Origin of the sequence: Pseudomonas monsensis, assembly GCF_014268495.2 — a bacterium.
Taxonomy (GTDB): domain Bacteria; phylum Pseudomonadota; class Gammaproteobacteria; order Pseudomonadales; family Pseudomonadaceae; genus Aquipseudomonas; species Aquipseudomonas monsensis.
On the sequence record NZ_CP077087.1, the window covers coordinates 3,181,134 to 3,197,627 of the forward strand.

Consider the following 16,494-nt stretch of genomic DNA (forward strand, 5'->3'; position numbering starts at 1 on the left):
ATGGTTTGTGGAAAGGAGTGCTTCTGATGTTTGGCCAACTTGAAATGCAGTCATGACCTGGCACCATCAAAATTTCAGCCGTTGATGTGTTGGGGCGGCCTTTTTTAAAAGTGCGCAACTTCTTGCGCACTTGCTTCGCATATTGGGCTCGATAAATCGCTACAGCCCAAGTAGATTGTGGCCTGCAGCCAAGTGCGCAACTTCTTGCACATCACTGCGCAACTTCTTGCGCACTTTTCCTTTATTTTTTGCGGATTTATCCCAGCATCCGCGAGGAAAACGCTCGCAAGCCACGGTTTATAAGGGTATGAAAAAGTTGGCATGCTAATTGATGGCCATTGGCCGCCCCTTGGGTGATATCACCTATGGGCGCACCCAATGATTCAGCAAGGAGCACACCCCATGGCAACACCAGCGTACATGTCGGTTACCGGCGAAAAACAAGGCCTGATCACTGCCGGCGCATTCACCGCCGACTCCGTTGGCAACACCTACCAGGAAGGTCATGAAGACCAGGTCATGGTTCAGGCTTTCAGCCACGACGTGATCATCCCGCGTGACCCACAGTCCGGCCAACCAACCGGTCAGCGCGTGCACAAGCCAGTGGTTATCACCAAGGTCTACGACAAGGCTTCGCCTCTGCTGCAAGCGGCGCTGACTTCCGGCGAGCGCATGAGCGAAATCGTTATCCAGTGGTACCGCACTTCGGCTCAAGGTACTCAAGAGCACTACTACACCACCAAACTGGAAGACGCGATCATCGTCGCCATCAACAACAAAATGCACAACTGTCAGGATCCAGGCAACGCGCACTTCACCCACCTGGAAGAAGTGCAGTTCACCTACCGCAAAATCACCTGGACCCACGAAGTATCCGGTACTTCGGGTTCCGATGACTGGCGTGCTCCAGTCGTTTAATTACGGCTGATGGTTGTACCGCCCCGGCCGGCATCGCTGGTCGGGGCGCACTCACTTCTAAAGAATTTTTGCCAATAGCCCCTTGAGGGCTGTTGCGCGTCGCAGCACTGCGCGAGGGACAAGGGAATGTTCTCACCGGCCAACCAGCCTCATTTCAATCTGACCGTCGATGGCATCGACAGCGACTTCCAGGTGCTGTCGTTCACCGGTCGTGAAGCCCTCAACACGCCGTTCGAATTCGAGCTGGAACTGGTCAGTGAAAAGGCCTCGATCAACCTCGAAAGCGTGCTGCACAAACTGGCGTTTCTGCAGCTGTCGCCGAGCGGCACTGGCATCCACGGGTTGGTCTACAGCATCGCCCAGGGCGAGGCGGGCAAGCGCCTGACCCGCTACAAGATCTCCCTGCGCCCGCAACTGGCGTACCTTGCGCATCGGGTCAACCAGCGCATCTTCCAGCAGATGACCGTGCAGCAGATCATCAGCAAGGTCCTGGAAGAACACGGCATCCTCGCCAGCGATTACCACTTCCAGCTCAGCGCGATTTACCCCGAGCGCATTTACTGCGTGCAGTACGACGAATCGGACCTGGATTTCATCCAGCGCCTGTGCGAAGAGGAGGGCATTCACTACCACTTCCAGCACACCGCCAGCGGCCACAAACTGACCTTCGGCGATGACCAGACGGTGTTCCCGAAACTGGCGCCCGTGGCCTATCAGCAGGACTCAGGACTGGTCGCCGACAAACCGGTGGTCAAGCGTTTTGGCCTGCGCCTGGCCACCCGCACCAGTCGTACCACGCGGCGTGATTACGACTTCGTCAAACCGAAGATCGAGCTGGAAAGTGATGCCAAAAGCAGCGCCCAACCGGACCTCGAAGACTACGATTACCCCGGCCGTTTCGTTGATCGTGAGCGTGGCAAGCACCTGGCCAATCGCGCGCTGGAACGCCATCGCAGCGACTATCGTCTGGCCGAGGGCAACAGCGATCAGCCGATCCTCGTCAGCGGGCATTTTCTGGCCCTGACCGACCACGCCAACCCGACGTGGAACGACTTGTGGCTGCTCACCGAAATTCTGCATGAAGGTAAACAACCGCAGGTGCTGGAAGAGTCGGTCACCAGCGACACCACCGACAACAAAGACGATTTCCACCAGGGCTACCGCAACCGCTTTAGCGCGATTCCGTGGGACGTGCCATACCGTCCGCCGCTCGATCACCCGAAACCGAAAGTCCTGGGCACCCAGAGCGCCGTAGTCTGCGGCCCTGAAGGCGAAGAGATCTACTGCGACCAGTATGGCCGGGTGAAGGTGCAGTTCTTCTGGGACCGCGAAGGCAAGCACGACGACATGACCAGTTGCTGGATGCGCGTTGCGTCGAGCTGGGCAGCGGAAACCTTTGGCTCGATCAATATTCCACGGGTCGGCATGGAGGTGTTGATCACCTTCCTCGAAGGCGATCCCGATCAGCCGCTGATCACCGGTTGCCTGTACCACGGCGCGAACCTGCCGCCGTACAAACTGCCGGATTTCAAAACCCTGGCCACGGTCAAGAGCAAGGAATACAAGGGCAGCCGCGCCAACGAGCTACGCATCGACGACACCACCAGCGAGATCAGCATCGCGCTGCGCAGTGATCATGGTGCGAGTGCGATCAACCTTGGCTACCTGACCCATCCACGTCCGAGCGGCGGTCAGCCGCGCGGTGAAGGTTTTGAGTTAAGAACTGACCGCCACGGTGCGGTGCGTGCCGGTGCCGGTCTGCTCATCACCACCGAGCCGCGCCCGAACGAATCCAAGCACCACAAGGATCTGCCGGAAACCGCCGAACGCCTCGCGACGGCCAGCGATCAGCAGGATGGTTTCGCTGTTCAGGCCAAAGAGCTTCAAGCCCAAGAGGCCGGTGATCAGGACGACGTCGCCAAAGCGTTGCACGCCCAGCATCAAGGCGTGCTCGGCAGTGGTCCGGCGAACATGACCGCCAATGAGTTCCCGGAATTCACCGAGCCGCATCTGGTGCTCGCCAGCCCGGCCGGCATCGCCCTGACCACGCCGCGCTCCAGCCACATCGCCACCGGCGAACACCTGGCGCTGAGCAGCACCGGCCACACCAGCCTGTCGATCGGCAAACGCTTGCTGGCCAGTGCCAGTCGTGGCATGCGCCTGTTTGTGCAGAGCATGGGCTGGCGACTGGTCGCAGCCTCCGGCGACATCGACGTGCGAGCGCTGAAGGACAGCATCAACCTGCTGGCCAAACTCAACATCACCGCCAACGCCGACCGCATCACCATCACCGCGAAAACCGAACTGGTGATTCAGGGCGGCGGCAGCGCCACGACCTACAACGCCGGCGGCATCACCCACGCCACCAGCGGCCCGTACACCGCGCACGCGGCGAACTTCGCCTACACCGGGGCGAAAAGTCTCGCCGGGGTGTTCCCGGAACCGCCGAAACCGGGCAAGGGCAATCTGGAGTTGTTCAACCAGTACGCCGGGCGTCAGGGCATCAAGGACGGCGATTACGAAGTCATCGACGCCTTGGGCAAAAGCATCAAGGGCAAGCTCGACGCCAAAGGTTTTGCCAGTGTCGCCGGCGCGGCTCCGGGGCCGGCGCGGGTGCTGTTCGGCAAGGACCCGGCGGACACCTGGAGCGATGGCAGTTACATCGGCAAACCGGAATGGCCATTGAATCCGCCGGGGGCCGAGGATGTGCCGAGTCAGGTGCAAGCGATGGTCGCGCAGGTTTTGCCGAGCAAGAGTTGGGACATGTTGGAGAAGGGTAAGGACATGGCGCAAACAGGGATGAGTGCGATGCAGACGGCGCAGCAGGTGAAAGGTGTGGTGCAGGGCGGGGTGGCCGGGTTGCCGAAACTGGCGAGTGCGGCGATGCCGAGTGCGTCGGGGATCCTCGGCGCAGCAAGCAAGGGCGGACAGCTACCGACGCTTCCCGCGCCAACGCTTCCAAAACCTTCCTTGAAAACCCCGGGCCTGTTGGCGGGTGAGATGTTGTCATGACCACTGAGATCGTAAAACGTGAACCTCAGGTTGCTATCGTTCCCCTGAATGCCATCGACATTCAGGATGTTGCCAGCGGTGCGGCAACCTTCGACGCCTGGCTTCAATCCGCCAGTGGCGGTGTGGTCACTCTTGATCGGATCAAGAACGTCGCCGGCGCCTTACCCGTGGTTGGCAACATCATGGCGCTGGTCGATGCGCTGGGTGACATCGTCACCCTGTCGAACGCCAAGCAGCGCGACTTGCTCGCGTGGGCCAGCCTTGGCATCAACCTGATCGGCGTATTGCCTTTACCACCGGCAATGGCAGCGGCGCGCATGACACTGCGCCCGACACTGTTTCTGGTGCGTCAGGAGATGAGGGCCAGCAGCAAGTTGTTGCTCAGCACTTCCGTGATCGAGGTGCTGGTTGGTCACCTGAACGCCTCGATTATCGGCACACTGGATGATTTTGTTGAACAGGCCAAAGGCAAGTTGCCCGGTATTTTGGCGGACGCTGGCAAGCTCGGCGAAGAAGTCGTTAACGAAATTGCCAAAGGCATCGAAGCGGTGGCGTTTGGCAATCTGGATGCCAAAGGTGATCTGAATGCAGCCAGCATCCAGGCAAGCGCTGCGGCCGACCAATTCAAGAATGATCCGCTGGCGTCTTTCAGCAATATTTTTGGGGCTGCCAACAGTGCGCTGAAGTCAGCAGGTAAAGGCCTGGCCAACAGCGTGGCGCAAAATCTCGTTCCTGATGACCTCAAAAAAAACGTTTCCGCCGAAACCAAAAAACTGCGGGCGATGGGCCCGGAACTACGCACCCAATTGAGCAAGCTGGACGACGAGTCCGTTCAGAACTCCATCGGTTGGTTGCTGCTGATCCTTTCCAGCGCCGTGACATTGTGGCGCAAGCGCAATGCCCATGGCCAGAACGCCGCCGTCCACCCGGAGAAGACCGGACAGGCGAAGCGTACGGCATCTGAGGGACAGTTGGCCGCCCACGGCCAACAGGCACCGGCGAAAGGCGCGCCCAATCCAAAGAAAAGCCCCTGTGAATGCGCCACGCCATACAGCATCAATTTCGCCATAGGCTCTGAAAGCCTCAGTCATACCGATTTCAGCCTGCCCGGCCCCTTCCCGATCGAATGGACACGCACCTACAACTCACGCCTCGGCGCCTTCGATAAGAGCGAACTCGGCGCTCGCTGGATCAGCGAGTTCACCACGCGTTTCGACTGCGTGGATGATGGCCTGACCTTCTACGGCGCCGACGGTCGTGACCACAGCTATCCGCTGCCCAAAGTCGGTTTGTTCCACTACGACGCCATCGAAAATATCACCCTCGTTCGTGCCAGCGAAGATCAGCTATTGCTGTGCCACGGTTTCGAACGTAAGGAAACCTACGTCCGCCGTGGCCAGCGCTTTGTGCTGAGCAACATCTCCCTGCGCAACGGCGCCGGGGTCATGCTGCATTACGAGCATCGTCACGGCGAACACTCGCTGCTCTCCGACCTGATCACCTATCAGGAAAACGACTTCACTAAAGTCCATCTGCACCTCGGCACGATGATCGACGATCACGGCCGGTTTATCGGCCTCTGGCAGATCGTTGACGGCGAACCGTTGCGACAACTTTGTGCGTACCAATACGACGCCTATGGCGACCTGATTCAGGCGCAGGACGAGAACGGCGCAGTCTGGTCGTATCAGTTCCAGCATCACCTGATCACCCGCTACACCGACCGCACCGGGCGCGGCATGAACCTGCAGTGGGACGGTTCAAGCGCCAAGGCCAAAGCCGTGCGCGAATGGGCGGACGACGGCAGCTTCGACACGCGTCTGGAGTGGGACGAAAACATTCGTCTGACTTACGTCACAGATGCGCTCGGCAATGAGACCTGGCACTACTACGACATCCTTGGCTACACCTATCGCATTCGCTACGCGGACGAGCGTTCGGAATGGTTCTTCCGCGACGAGGCCAAGAACATCGTGCGCCGCGTCAACGCCGACGGCAGCACCGATCGCTACAGCTACGATGAACGCAGCAACCTGCTCGAACACATCCGCGCCGATCACACGGTGATGCACTACGCGTACGATGATCAGGACCTGCTGATCAAGATCAGCGACGCCGAGGGTGGTCAGTGGCAACGCGCCTATGACGATCAAGGCAATCTGGTCGAAGCGCTCGATCCGCTCGGCAACAAAACCGAATACGCCTACAACAAATCCGGCCAGCCCACCGCGATCAAGGACGCCAACGGCAACGAAAAGACGTTGGACTATAACGACGCCGGGCAGATGGTCGAGTACGTCGACTGCTCGGGCAAAACCAGCGCCTGGGAATACAACGAACTGGGGCAAATGATCTGCTTCACCGACGCTGCCGGCAACGCCACCGAGTATGAATACAAGGCAGGCCAACTGGTGCTGATCAAGCACCCGGACAAGACTGAAGAGCGCTTCGAACGCGACGCCGAAGGCCGGCTGTTGACGCATGTCGACGGTCTTGATCGCTGCACCACCTGGAGCTATGGCGCGGCCGGTTTGATCGCCGAACGTGTCGATGCCGCCGAGCAAACCCTGCGCTATCGCTGGGACCGCCTCGGACGGCTAACCGCCCTGGAAAACGAAAACGAACAACGCGCCCACTTCCACTACGACCCGGTCGGTCGTCTACTCGAAGAGCGCGGTTTCGATGGGCGCAGCACGCGCTATCAGTACGACCCACTCACTGGACGCCTCGCGCAATCGATCAACGGCCAACGCGTCATCTCATTGAGCTTCGACCCGATGGGCCGCTTGACTGAACGTCGCGCCACCTTGGGCGACCAGTCGCAAAGCGAAACCTTCGCCTACGATGGCAACGGCAACATGGTGCTGGCCAACAACGCCGACAGCCGCCTGCAATGGTTTTATGATCCGGCAGGAAATATTCTGCGCGAGCACCAACACTATCTGGGGTTGGACAGCCCGGTGGTCGCGGTCTGGCGGCACGAATACGACGTACTAAACCAGTGTATTGCTACGACCCGTCCAGATGGCCACCGTGTTAGTTGGTTGACCTACGGCAGTGGCCACTTGCTGGGTCTACGACTGGACGATCATGAACTGGTTGGCTACGAACGCGACGACCTGCACCGCGAAGTCGCCCGCCATCAAGGCAACCACCTAGTGCAAACCCAAAGCTGGGATCCGGTTGGTCGCTTGCAGGAGCAATTGCTGGGACGCAGCGACGACAAATCCACGCTGCTCAAACGCGAATACACCTACGACGCGGCCGGCCAACTGACTAACATCAACGACAGCCGCCGCGGCCCACTCGCCTATCGCTACGATCCTGTTGGCCGACTGCTCAGCGCCGTGACGCGTCAAGGCGTGGAAACCTTTGCCTTCGACCCGGCCGGCAACCTGCTCGACGAGAAGGCGACAGAAATTCGCCGACCACTGGATCTGACGCCACAGCGCAGCAAACTGGTCGACAACCTGCTGCGCGAATATGTCGGTACGCATTACGACTACGACGAACGCGGCAACCAGATCCAGCGCTGGCACAACGGCCAACGCAGTGATCTGCGCTGGGACCTGTTTGATCGACTGGTGCATTTCGAAGACCCGCGCCTGAGCGTGGATTTCGCCTACGACGCACTGGGGCGTCGCCTGCACAAAAACTCTCGTGCGCACTACAAGCAGAGTCCGGAAGCAGGTTCCCTTTGGAACAAAAACGAGCACGCTCGTAAACAGCGCGAACTCGGCTGCGGCTTCACCTTGTACGGTTGGGATGGCGACAACCTCGCTTGGGAAAGCAGCCCGGAGCAGAGCGATGGCGAGCCGGGTCGCACGGTTCATTATGTCTTCGAGCCAGATACCTTCGTCCCGATCGCTCAGGCTGTAAGGCATGCGCCAATCGAGCTGATCGGTTTGCCGGATTACAGCGGTGAATACAGCCTTGATGAAGATCCGGTGTGGAATCACAAGGCAACGGCATTACCGTTTGATGCGTTGGCCTGGTACCAATGTGATCACCTCGGCACGCCGCAGGAATTGACGGACTCGCAAGGCAACATGGCCTGGACCGCGCAATACAACGCTTGGGGACAGGTGACGGAGCGGCGCTCGGAGTGGGCGCGGCAGCATGATGTGATGAACCCGATACGGTTCCAGGGGCAGTATCACGATCATGAGACAGGGCTGCATTACAATAGATATCGTTATTACGATCCTTTGGTCGGACGTTTTATAAATCAAGATCCGATCGGTCTCGCAGGGGGATTGAACGCCTACGAATATGCACCAAATCCCGTGCAATGGATCGACCCATTAGGTCTAGCGCGTATTCCTAAGTCGGTGAAAACCAAGGTAGCTATCGAGAACAAGCAATTTCACGGAGTGGAATCATGTGAGAAGTGCTTGGTCACAGTAGTTCCTGGTCAAAAGAGCCAGAGGGGTGTAACTCCGCCACCGAATGAACGACAATTCGATCATATCCAACCTGATTCATTGGGAGGCGCAAACGATGAGGGTAATACCCAGATTCTATGTCGCCGTTGTAATCGCGAAGCTTCAGATTCAATCAAGCCGGATTACAAAACACTCAACCGTCTAGGCGGCTCCCCACCTTGAGCGTATAAAATATGAACGATATTTTTCACAAGATTGTCTTTGAGCTCACGCCTGACGAGGATGATTATCCTCCTGTATCCGCTGAGTCGATTTGGGGCATCTATGCCGGTGATGGCACCTATACCTTAGACAATACTCCCTATTACGTTTATGGCGTGAGTAAGGGCGATTTCGTGCAGGTAAAGTCCAGTGGCGATGAGATGATAGCTGTCCGTGTCGCAAAACGGGGTGGCCATTCGACTGTCAGAGTTTTTGCCAGTGATACTGAAGAGAAAAGTAAAATAATCGCTCATCTTCATCAGTTGGGTGCCTCGTGTTCAGTTAGTCAGGAAATGTCGCTGTTTGCAGTGGATATTCCCTCAGATTGTGATTTTTTCGCGATCGACAGATATTTGTCTGATATTGCTGATGGGGAAAATATTGCATATGAGGATGCTTGTCTGCAGCACTCACATATTGATTCATCTCGTCTAGGGGAGTGCCTGTCATTGGCTTCTTTACCACTACTAGCTCATTGATTGAGTAACCCCTAAATTGGATCATGGAGACAGGTCGGGATAAAGAAAGTTTTCGGAGGTGGGCTGCGTTTGTATAATTAATGAAGCGTAGTCTGTCCCGGTAAAAAGGTGGCCATCTCAAATAAAGGGTTTCGTGTGTTGAGCGTGGAAGTTCTGGAGCACCCTATGCTCGATGAGCAATCAACAGAAATTATTCGTGTGTATGCCGGAAAAAACTCAAAAGGTGCGGTATTTGAAGAGCTGCCGGCTCGCAAAATTGATGAGCATACGTATGAACTTCTGTTTTCCCCTGGCTTGGCTTTGAATCTGGCAAGAGGAGATATAGTTTCATTAAAAAATCCTCAAACACACGCTGAGATTTTGAAGAGAGGGGGCAATTTTTGTATCCATATCTACTCCAAACACATTTCGCCAGAGCGGCTTAAGACACTTGAGGCGGATGTCGCGAACGAGCTCAACGGTACCTTGGACGGCGTATATAGAGGGAATTTGTCATTAGCCATTCCCGCAAAAAATGGAATGGATAGGATTGCAAAATTTTTTAATGCCTTCCATGAACAGACCGGGGTTCAATGGTACTACGCGAACATCTACAAAAATATCGATGATGTAGAGGACGAAACTCTGCTCAATTGGTGGCTGGATAGCTAGAGGTTCTCGCCAGTAAAAACGGCGAGTTAGGGTTGCAATGAATTTTTCGGGAGCTGCTATGAACGAACGTATGGAGTTTCGTCCGAATCAACTTCAGATAAATATTTGTGAGAAGTACGGAATGGCGGTGCTTGCGCCTGAGGTCATGGTTGCCGTCGCCCTGCAGACTCTAGGCCAGTCCCCTATTTATGGCAGCAGAGTTGAGCTGCCCGAAGGAGGGACTGTGAGTTGGTTCATACACTGCGGTGAGTATTCAAAAGCGGATGATTTCTACAAGCCCCTTCATGCTCACCATTTAGACGAAATACTGCCGCAAGTGGTGAGTTATCTGTGCCTGCCCACCGGCGCAAAATTCATTATCGACACTGGCGAGTATGAAGACGTCTGGATGGCCGAGTAGCGGCATCCAACTTACTAGTCAAAGGAGTGACAACATGAAAGACGCCATTCGCTTGGGCGACTCCACCACCCACGGTGGCAAGGTGCTCGAAGCCTTTTCTCAGACCGACCTTAACGGCAAGCCGATTGCCGGTGTCGGTCACAAGGTCAGTTGCCCGTTGTGCAAGGGGATTTTCCCGATTGCCGAGGGCAGCAGCACCTACACCGTCGATGGCACGCCCATCGCCCTCGACGGCATGAAAACCGCCTGCGGTGCTGCGCTGATTGCAAGCGGCCCGAAAGGCGCAGTGATCAGTTGATTACCTGATCTCATTTTTGGACCCATTGCCTCGGTATGCGACTGACCGTCTCATTCCGAGTTGGCGATGTGCCTCTCCTACTTAACGAAAACTATCGATCATGCCCACGGTGTTAGCGTTCAAAAGACCGAGCGGCGGAGCAGGGCGTTTTTTGCTGCCTATTACGCAAAGTTGGCCATCCCCATCCCGCTGAAGAACATCTTCGGTGTGCATTTCAACCTATTTAAATATTCGTTCCCGTTCTTGGAGAAGCTGCCGGTTCAGTTCCTCGAATTCATTTTCGTATAGCCTGAGCTGCTTCCGGCAGCTTTCGAGGGGCGTCGGGCAGCCAAGCCAGTATTAAGTGTTTTCGATGTCGGAAGAGTCCACGGGAGCGTCTTGCTGCGTGCTGTATTTATATACGGTTATCAGGGCGCGGCGGAGTGGCGAGGGTGGGGCGACAAGCTTTAGCGAACGGCAGCTTTCGGCCGAGGCTGTGTAAAAACGTTTTTCAGCGCGACAGGTACTCAAGCCCGGACTGAGAATCGCGCTTCTACGTAAAATCCACACCTGCTGACGTGCCGATAAATTTCAGATTCGACGTAAACGCGCACACTCCAATTTTGGCGAAGCGTTTTTACACACTCTGGGCCGGAAGTGGACATTCACGGATGCCTGACTTTGGCTGATGCTGGCCGTTCCTAGAGAGTTTTTTTCCTGAATTCGGACGCCGCGACAACATGAATATTGTTCCGTAATTTTTTGACCGGCTACGAATTTATTGGCTCTCAAGGGTGGTTGAAATGGATGTCTGCGGAAAAATGTTTTACTTAAGTAATTGATTTTATTGTATAAAAAACTCGGACTTAAAATCCCCCGCTCGTAAGGGCGTGCCGGTTCGATTCCGGCTTCGGCACCATCTCTAATCAAGGGTTTGCGGGCGAAAGCTGATGCAAGCCCTTGTTTGTTTCCAGTGCGGTATTTTGATCGGATGCCCATGGATTACCGCTAATGGATACCTCTGATCGTTCGCAATTTTCATTGTGCCTATTGGCGTTGCGTACGTTCACTGGCCTGACAGCCGCCATTTTTTTTAAGCGAAAGCCCAGCTATTTAGCTGGGCTTTTTTGTAGCTTTAAACAAATGCCTGCCCACTGAAACCTCGCGGCAGGCGCTGAAGTCCGGCCATTGCTGTCAGCCGCTCAATCCATTGGGTGCGCCAATCAACCGCGCCATGAGTGTTCTTTGCCTGTCGGGCAGTGCGCCGTGCTGCATTGCGTTGGTCTTTTCTTGCCTGCTTGAACGCATCGGTATTGCGGCAGCTACGGCACTTCACGCGATTGAGTTCTTTGCTCGCTGAGAGTTGCTGACCTTTGTGACCGCAGGCCAGATGACCGTCGACGCTGAAATGAATGACCATGAACCGTCTCCTGAGTGACGTGTAATGGTTTGACAACTGGCAGCCATGCGCGTTCGGCGAGACAAATCGCAGACAAAAAAACACCCGCATGCGGGCGGGCGTTGAAGGTGATCTCTAAAGGAGTGATTTCACTGTAAGCGGGTCGATGTGATGGCTTCGTGAAAAGAAACTTTTCGGCTCACACAAGCAATCGCCGGGCAGAAGGCCGCCCGGCAACAATGACCATCCCTCGCGATGACCTGATTTGTCGTTATCTGAACCGTGGCAGCGGCCGATCAACCGGCTTCAGGGCCGACAGTGTATTGCGAATCAGCGGCGCATCCTTTTCGATGTCGTTCAGCCGATCGCGGATACGCAGGGCGGTGGGGTGTCCGCCTTGATGATCGACCCAGTCGGCGATCTCCTTGCAAGCGGCCGCGAGGCGGGCCTGCCGGGCGTCGAGCAGGGTGAGGAGGGTGGTGATGGACTCTTTTTCGGACATGGAACACCTCCGTTCAATGAAACCGCTGAGCGGCAGCAAAAAGCCCGCAAGTCGCGAGCCTTCTGCCGTTGGGGTGCTGCTCCTTCAGCTGGTTTCAGTATAGACCCGCCGGTGATCGGCATCAGCCGGAAGACTGGCGGACCGGTAGTGGAGAACTCGCTGCGTTAAGGCGCTCGCATTCGACCCTGGCGTCGTGTTCCCTGTCGTAGCCATCGCCGATGAAGCCACCCGTGCGCGTGTCGCAGATACGAAACCAGCCAATGGCTTCGGCGGGATCATGCTGGCTTTCTCCGGCGCGTCGACCGTGAATGATGATCTTGTTGCAGCGCTTCACGACGAAAATGTCTTCCATGGCGTCACCGCAGCTGATTCGTGTCAGATCAACTATAGAAGGCTGCGGCGATCGTGCAAAAAATAGGCAGATCAACTCGTCGGCTGGCACTGCCGGGCGGGGATCAAGGCGCGTCGGTCATTTCGCTCATCTGCTCGAGAAACATTGCCAACGCCACTTCTTCGGCGCGCAGCCCTTTGCGCACTCGCGGACGGGGGAGTTGCGCCAGTGCGCCGAGCATGAATTTTTCCACCACAGCGGGATGGATATAGCACTTGCGGCACACCGCTGGCGTATTGCCCAGCTGTTTGGCGACGCCCTTGACCATCTCGACGACGTGGCGTTTGGCTTCGGTCTCCGATTCGTGAGTCAGCTCACGCAACACCGCCAATGCCAGGGCGCTGCCGGCCCAAGTGCGGTAGTCCTTGGCGGTAAAGTCGGCGCCGGTCAGGGTTTGCAGATACGCATTGACGTCGGAAGAGCTGACCGTGTGGCGGTCACCGTTTTCATCCAGATACTGAAACAGGTTCTGCCCGGGGATTTCCAGGCAGCGCTTGATGATTCGCGCCAGACGGCGATCCTTGACGGTGATTTGATGTTCGATCCCGCTCTTGCCGCGAAACTGGAACAGGATCGCACTGCCGTTGACCTCGACATGTCGGCTGCGCAAGGTCGTCAGGCCGTAGGAACGGTTATCCCGCGCATATTGCGTGTTGCCGACACGAATCAGCGTGGCATCGAGCAGGGTGATCACCGTGGCCATGACTTTGTCGCGACTGAAACCGGGCGCGGCCAGCAGCGCTTCCAGCTGTTTGCGCAATTTCGGCAGCGCCAGGCCAAATTCGCGCAGGCGTGAATACTTGTCGGCATCGCGCACTTCGCGCCAGCGCGCGTGATAGCGGTATTGTTTGCGGCCACGGGCATCGCGCCCAGTGGCTTGCAGGTGGCCACGCGGGTCGACGCAGATCCACACGTCGATATAGGCCGGCGGCACCGCGAGGGCGTTGATGCGTTTGATTTCGTCCGGGTCAGTGATGCGCTGGCCAGAGGGTTCGAAGTAGCTGAACTTGCCGCGCAGTTTCTTGCGCGTGATACCGGGCTGGGTGTCATCGACATAGTGCAGGTCTGGGGGCAGTGCGTCGGTCAGCACGGTGTCGGGCATGGCGGCTTCCTTGGGGGCGTCGTGGTCTGTAAACGATTGACCGCACGCTGTAGCCGTCGTGCCGAATGATTTACGCCAGCACTGCGACCGCCTTGATCTGCGCCCAGAGATGCTGGCCCGGATGCACGCCGAGTTGATCCCGCGAGAAGCGCGTGATACGCGCCACCAAGGGCGTGCCGCCGGCATCGAGACGAATCAGGACATGGGCAGCGTTGTCCGCTGCCAGTTCACTGACCACGGTGACCGGCAGACGATTGAGGATGCTGCTGAACTCGGTGTTCTGCAGGGTGAGACTGATGTCTCGCGCGTGTACCTTGCACCGTAAGGCCTGACCCAATGCCATCGGCGCGTGGGTGACGCGAATGTGCAAATGGGTGGCCGGCAATTGCAGGCTCAGCAACTGATAATCGGCGTCGTAGGCGCTGACCTGGCCCTCGATGATCACTCCGGCGTCGTCGCCCATTGCCATCGGTAAATCCAGACGGGCGAGGGTTTCGCCGATCGGGCCACTGGCCAGGGCCTTGCCGTCGCTGAGCAGCACGAGGTGATCGGCCAGTCGCGCCACTTCGTCTTGCGCGTGGCTGACGTACAGCAGTGGAATGTCCAGCTCGTCATGCAGACGCTGCAGGTAAGGCAGAATTTCGCGTTTGCGCTGGCTGTCGAGAGCGGCCAGGGGCTCGTCCATCAACAACAACTTCGGGCTGGTCAGCAGGGCTCGGGCAATGCCCACTCGTTGACGTTCGCCACCAGAGAGGTGCTGCGGATGGCGCTCGAGCAGATGACCGATACCCAGGAGTTCAGTGGCCTGCGCGAGATCCACCCGACGCTGGGCCTTGGCGATGCGCTTGAGGCCGAATTGCAGATTGCCCAGCACCGACAGGTGCGCGAACAGGCTGGCCTCTTGAAACACGTAGCCGACTGCGCGTTTGTGTGGCGGGACGAAAGTGCCATGGTCGCTGTCCTGCCAGACTTCACCGTTGATGCGGATAAATGCCTGTTCGGCACGTTCCAGCCCGGCAATGCAGCGCAGGCAGGTGGTTTTGCCGGAGCCGGAATGACCGTACAACGCGGTAACGCCACGGCCCGGCAAGTGCAGGGCAACGTCCAGGCTGAAGCCGGAATAGCCGATTTTCAAACGTGCATCAATCATCGGTCAGCTCCAGCCCGCACGGGTTTTGCGGCTGGTGTACAGCGCCAGCAACACCAGAAAGGAAAACACCAGCATCGCCCCGGCCAACCAGTGAGCCTGGGCGTATTCCATGGCTTCGACGTGGTCGTAAATCTGCACGGACACCACGCGGGTCTTGTCGGGAATGTTGCCGCCAATCATCAGCACCACACCGAATTCACCGACGGTATGGGCGAATCCGAGGATCGCTGCCGTGATAAAACCCGGACGCGCCAGGGGCAGCATCACGCTGAAAAAAGTGTCCCAAGGATTGGCGCGCAAAGTCGCGGCCACTTCCAGAGGACGGGTGCCGATCGCCGAAAAGGCGTTCTGTAGCGGTTGCACCACAAACGGCATGGAGTAGATCACCGAGCCGATCACCAGCCCGGTAAAACTGAAGGTCAGCGTGCCGAGTCCCAGCCATTGGGTGAATTGGCCGAGAAAGCCGTGCGGCCCCATCATCAGCAACAGATAGAAACCGATGACGGTCGGCGGCAGCACGAGGGGCAGGGCGACAATCGCCCCGATCGGGCCGCGCAACCACGAACGGGTACGCGACAGCCACAGGGCGATTGGTGTGCCGACCAGCAATAGAATCACGGTGGTCAGGGACGCCAGTTTCAGGGTCAGCCAGATCGCCGCAAAATCGGCACTCGTCAGCGCCATTTAGAGTTGATAACCGTAAGACTTGATCACCGCAGCGGCTTTTGGGCCCTTGAGGTATTCAACCAAGGCTTTGGCGGCGGCGCTGTCCTTGCCTTTGTTGAGGATGACCGCGTCCTGTTTGATTGGGTCATGCAGGCTGGCCGGAACGATCCAGGCCGAGCCGCTGCTGACTTTACCGTCCTTGTAGATCTGCGAGAGAGCAACGAAGCCTAGTTCGGCGTTGCCGGTGGAGACGAATTGATACGCCTGGGTGATGTTCTGGCCTTCAACGATCTTGGCTTTGGTGGCCTCGGTCAGTTTCAGCTTCTCCAGCACCTGCGTGGCGGCGAGCCCGTAAGGTGCGGCTTTCGGGTTGGCGATGGACAGATGCTGGTACCCGTTTTTCTTTAGCACATCGCCTTTGGCATCGACGTAGCCTTCTTTGGCCGACCACAGCGCCAGGGTGCCGATGGCGTAGGTGAATCGCGAGCCCTTGACGCTATCGCCTTCTTTTTCGAGTTTTTCCGCAGTGGTGTCGTCCGCCGAGAGGAACACTTCGAACGGCGCGCCGTTTTTGATCTGGGTATAGAACTGGCCAGTGGCGCCGTAAGCGGCGACCAGTTTGTGCCCGGTGTCTTTTTCGAAATCGGCGGCAATCGCCTGGATCGGCGCGGTGAAGTTGGCAGCTACAGCCACTTGCACTTCATCAGCCTGGACAGTGCCAATGGCGAACACCGCGAGCAGGGAAACCAGGCAGGAAGGGGCAAAACGGGAGGCACAAATGGTCATGTAACAGCTCCGTGGTTGGCGTGGGCACAGGGCAGCTATTGTTGGAAGTGGACTGCGCCGATGCGAGGGGTGAGATCGCTATATAGCGAAATATATAGCGAAACGCCGGCAAACG

Annotated in this window: 14 protein-coding genes; 7 read left to right on the forward strand and 7 right to left on the reverse strand. The window is 57.3% G+C overall.

Annotated elements, in window-relative coordinates:
- Positions 1-402: 402 nt before the first annotated feature.
- The 7 genes from HV782_RS14045 (at position 403) to HV782_RS14075 (ending at position 10,404) form a co-directional block, all read left to right on the forward strand.
- Complete coding sequence (locus HV782_RS14045; protein WP_034154636.1) at positions 403-918, forward strand: Hcp family type VI secretion system effector; 516 nt, start codon at positions 403-405, stop codon at positions 916-918.
- A 126-nt stretch (positions 919-1,044) separates the two neighbouring features.
- Positions 1,045-3,930 (forward strand): type VI secretion system Vgr family protein, encoded by a 2,886-nt coding sequence (locus HV782_RS14050; protein WP_217890356.1) that lies wholly within the window; start codon positions 1,045-1,047, stop codon positions 3,928-3,930.
- A complete protein-coding gene (locus HV782_RS14055) occupies positions 3,927-8,537 on the forward strand; it encodes an RHS repeat-associated core domain-containing protein (protein ID WP_217890357.1) in 4,611 nt (1,536 codons plus the stop codon). The genes HV782_RS14050 and HV782_RS14055 overlap by 4 nt, the downstream gene beginning before the upstream one ends.
- 11 nt (positions 8,538-8,548) lie before the next feature.
- Positions 8,549-9,055, forward strand: a complete 507-nt coding sequence (locus tag HV782_RS14060) for a DUF4265 domain-containing protein (protein ID WP_128615619.1) — start codon at positions 8,549-8,551, stop codon at positions 9,053-9,055.
- Between the two features lie 165 nt (positions 9,056-9,220).
- On the forward strand, positions 9,221-9,706 hold the full coding sequence (locus HV782_RS14065) for a DUF4265 domain-containing protein (RefSeq protein ID WP_186745882.1): 486 nt from the start codon (positions 9,221-9,223) through the stop codon (positions 9,704-9,706).
- 58 nt (positions 9,707-9,764) lie between these two features.
- Positions 9,765-10,106, forward strand: a complete 342-nt coding sequence (locus tag HV782_RS14070; protein ID WP_225931080.1) for an immunity protein Imm33 domain-containing protein — start codon at positions 9,765-9,767, stop codon at positions 10,104-10,106.
- Between the two features lie 34 nt (positions 10,107-10,140).
- Entirely contained in the window at positions 10,141-10,404 is a 264-nt protein-coding gene (locus HV782_RS14075) for a PAAR domain-containing protein (protein ID WP_077572604.1), read from the forward strand.
- Between the two features lie 1,114 nt (positions 10,405-11,518).
- Here the strand turns inward: HV782_RS14075 and HV782_RS14080 are convergent.
- From HV782_RS14080 to modA, 7 genes are all read right to left on the reverse strand, one after another.
- Positions 11,519-11,803 (reverse strand): hypothetical protein, encoded by a 285-nt coding sequence (locus tag HV782_RS14080; protein WP_128615308.1) that lies wholly within the window; start codon positions 11,801-11,803, stop codon positions 11,519-11,521.
- 250 nt (positions 11,804-12,053) lie between these two features.
- Complete coding sequence (locus tag HV782_RS14085; protein ID WP_008082703.1) at positions 12,054-12,284, reverse strand: hypothetical protein; 231 nt, start codon at positions 12,282-12,284, stop codon at positions 12,054-12,056.
- A gap of 121 nt (positions 12,285-12,405) precedes the next feature.
- Positions 12,406-12,636, reverse strand: coding sequence for a hypothetical protein (locus HV782_RS14090; protein ID WP_186745884.1), 231 nt, complete (start codon positions 12,634-12,636; stop codon positions 12,406-12,408).
- A 103-nt stretch (positions 12,637-12,739) separates the two neighbouring features.
- On the reverse strand, positions 12,740-13,777 hold the full coding sequence (locus HV782_RS14095; RefSeq protein WP_186745887.1) for a DNA topoisomerase IB: 1,038 nt from the start codon (positions 13,775-13,777) through the stop codon (positions 12,740-12,742).
- A gap of 70 nt (positions 13,778-13,847) precedes the next feature.
- Entirely contained in the window at positions 13,848-14,927 is a 1,080-nt protein-coding gene (gene modC / locus HV782_RS14100) for a molybdenum ABC transporter ATP-binding protein (protein WP_186745890.1), read from the reverse strand.
- A gap of 3 nt (positions 14,928-14,930) precedes the next feature.
- Positions 14,931-15,611 carry a molybdate ABC transporter permease subunit gene (modB, locus tag HV782_RS14105; RefSeq protein WP_186745899.1) on the reverse strand — a complete coding sequence of 227 codons (681 nt, stop codon included), beginning with the start codon at positions 15,609-15,611 and terminating at the stop codon, positions 14,931-14,933.
- Positions 15,612-16,379 carry a molybdate ABC transporter substrate-binding protein gene (gene modA, locus HV782_RS14110; RefSeq protein WP_186745902.1) on the reverse strand — a complete coding sequence of 256 codons (768 nt, stop codon included), beginning with the start codon at positions 16,377-16,379 and terminating at the stop codon, positions 15,612-15,614. It lies immediately after the preceding gene.
- Positions 16,380-16,494 lie beyond the last annotated feature (115 nt).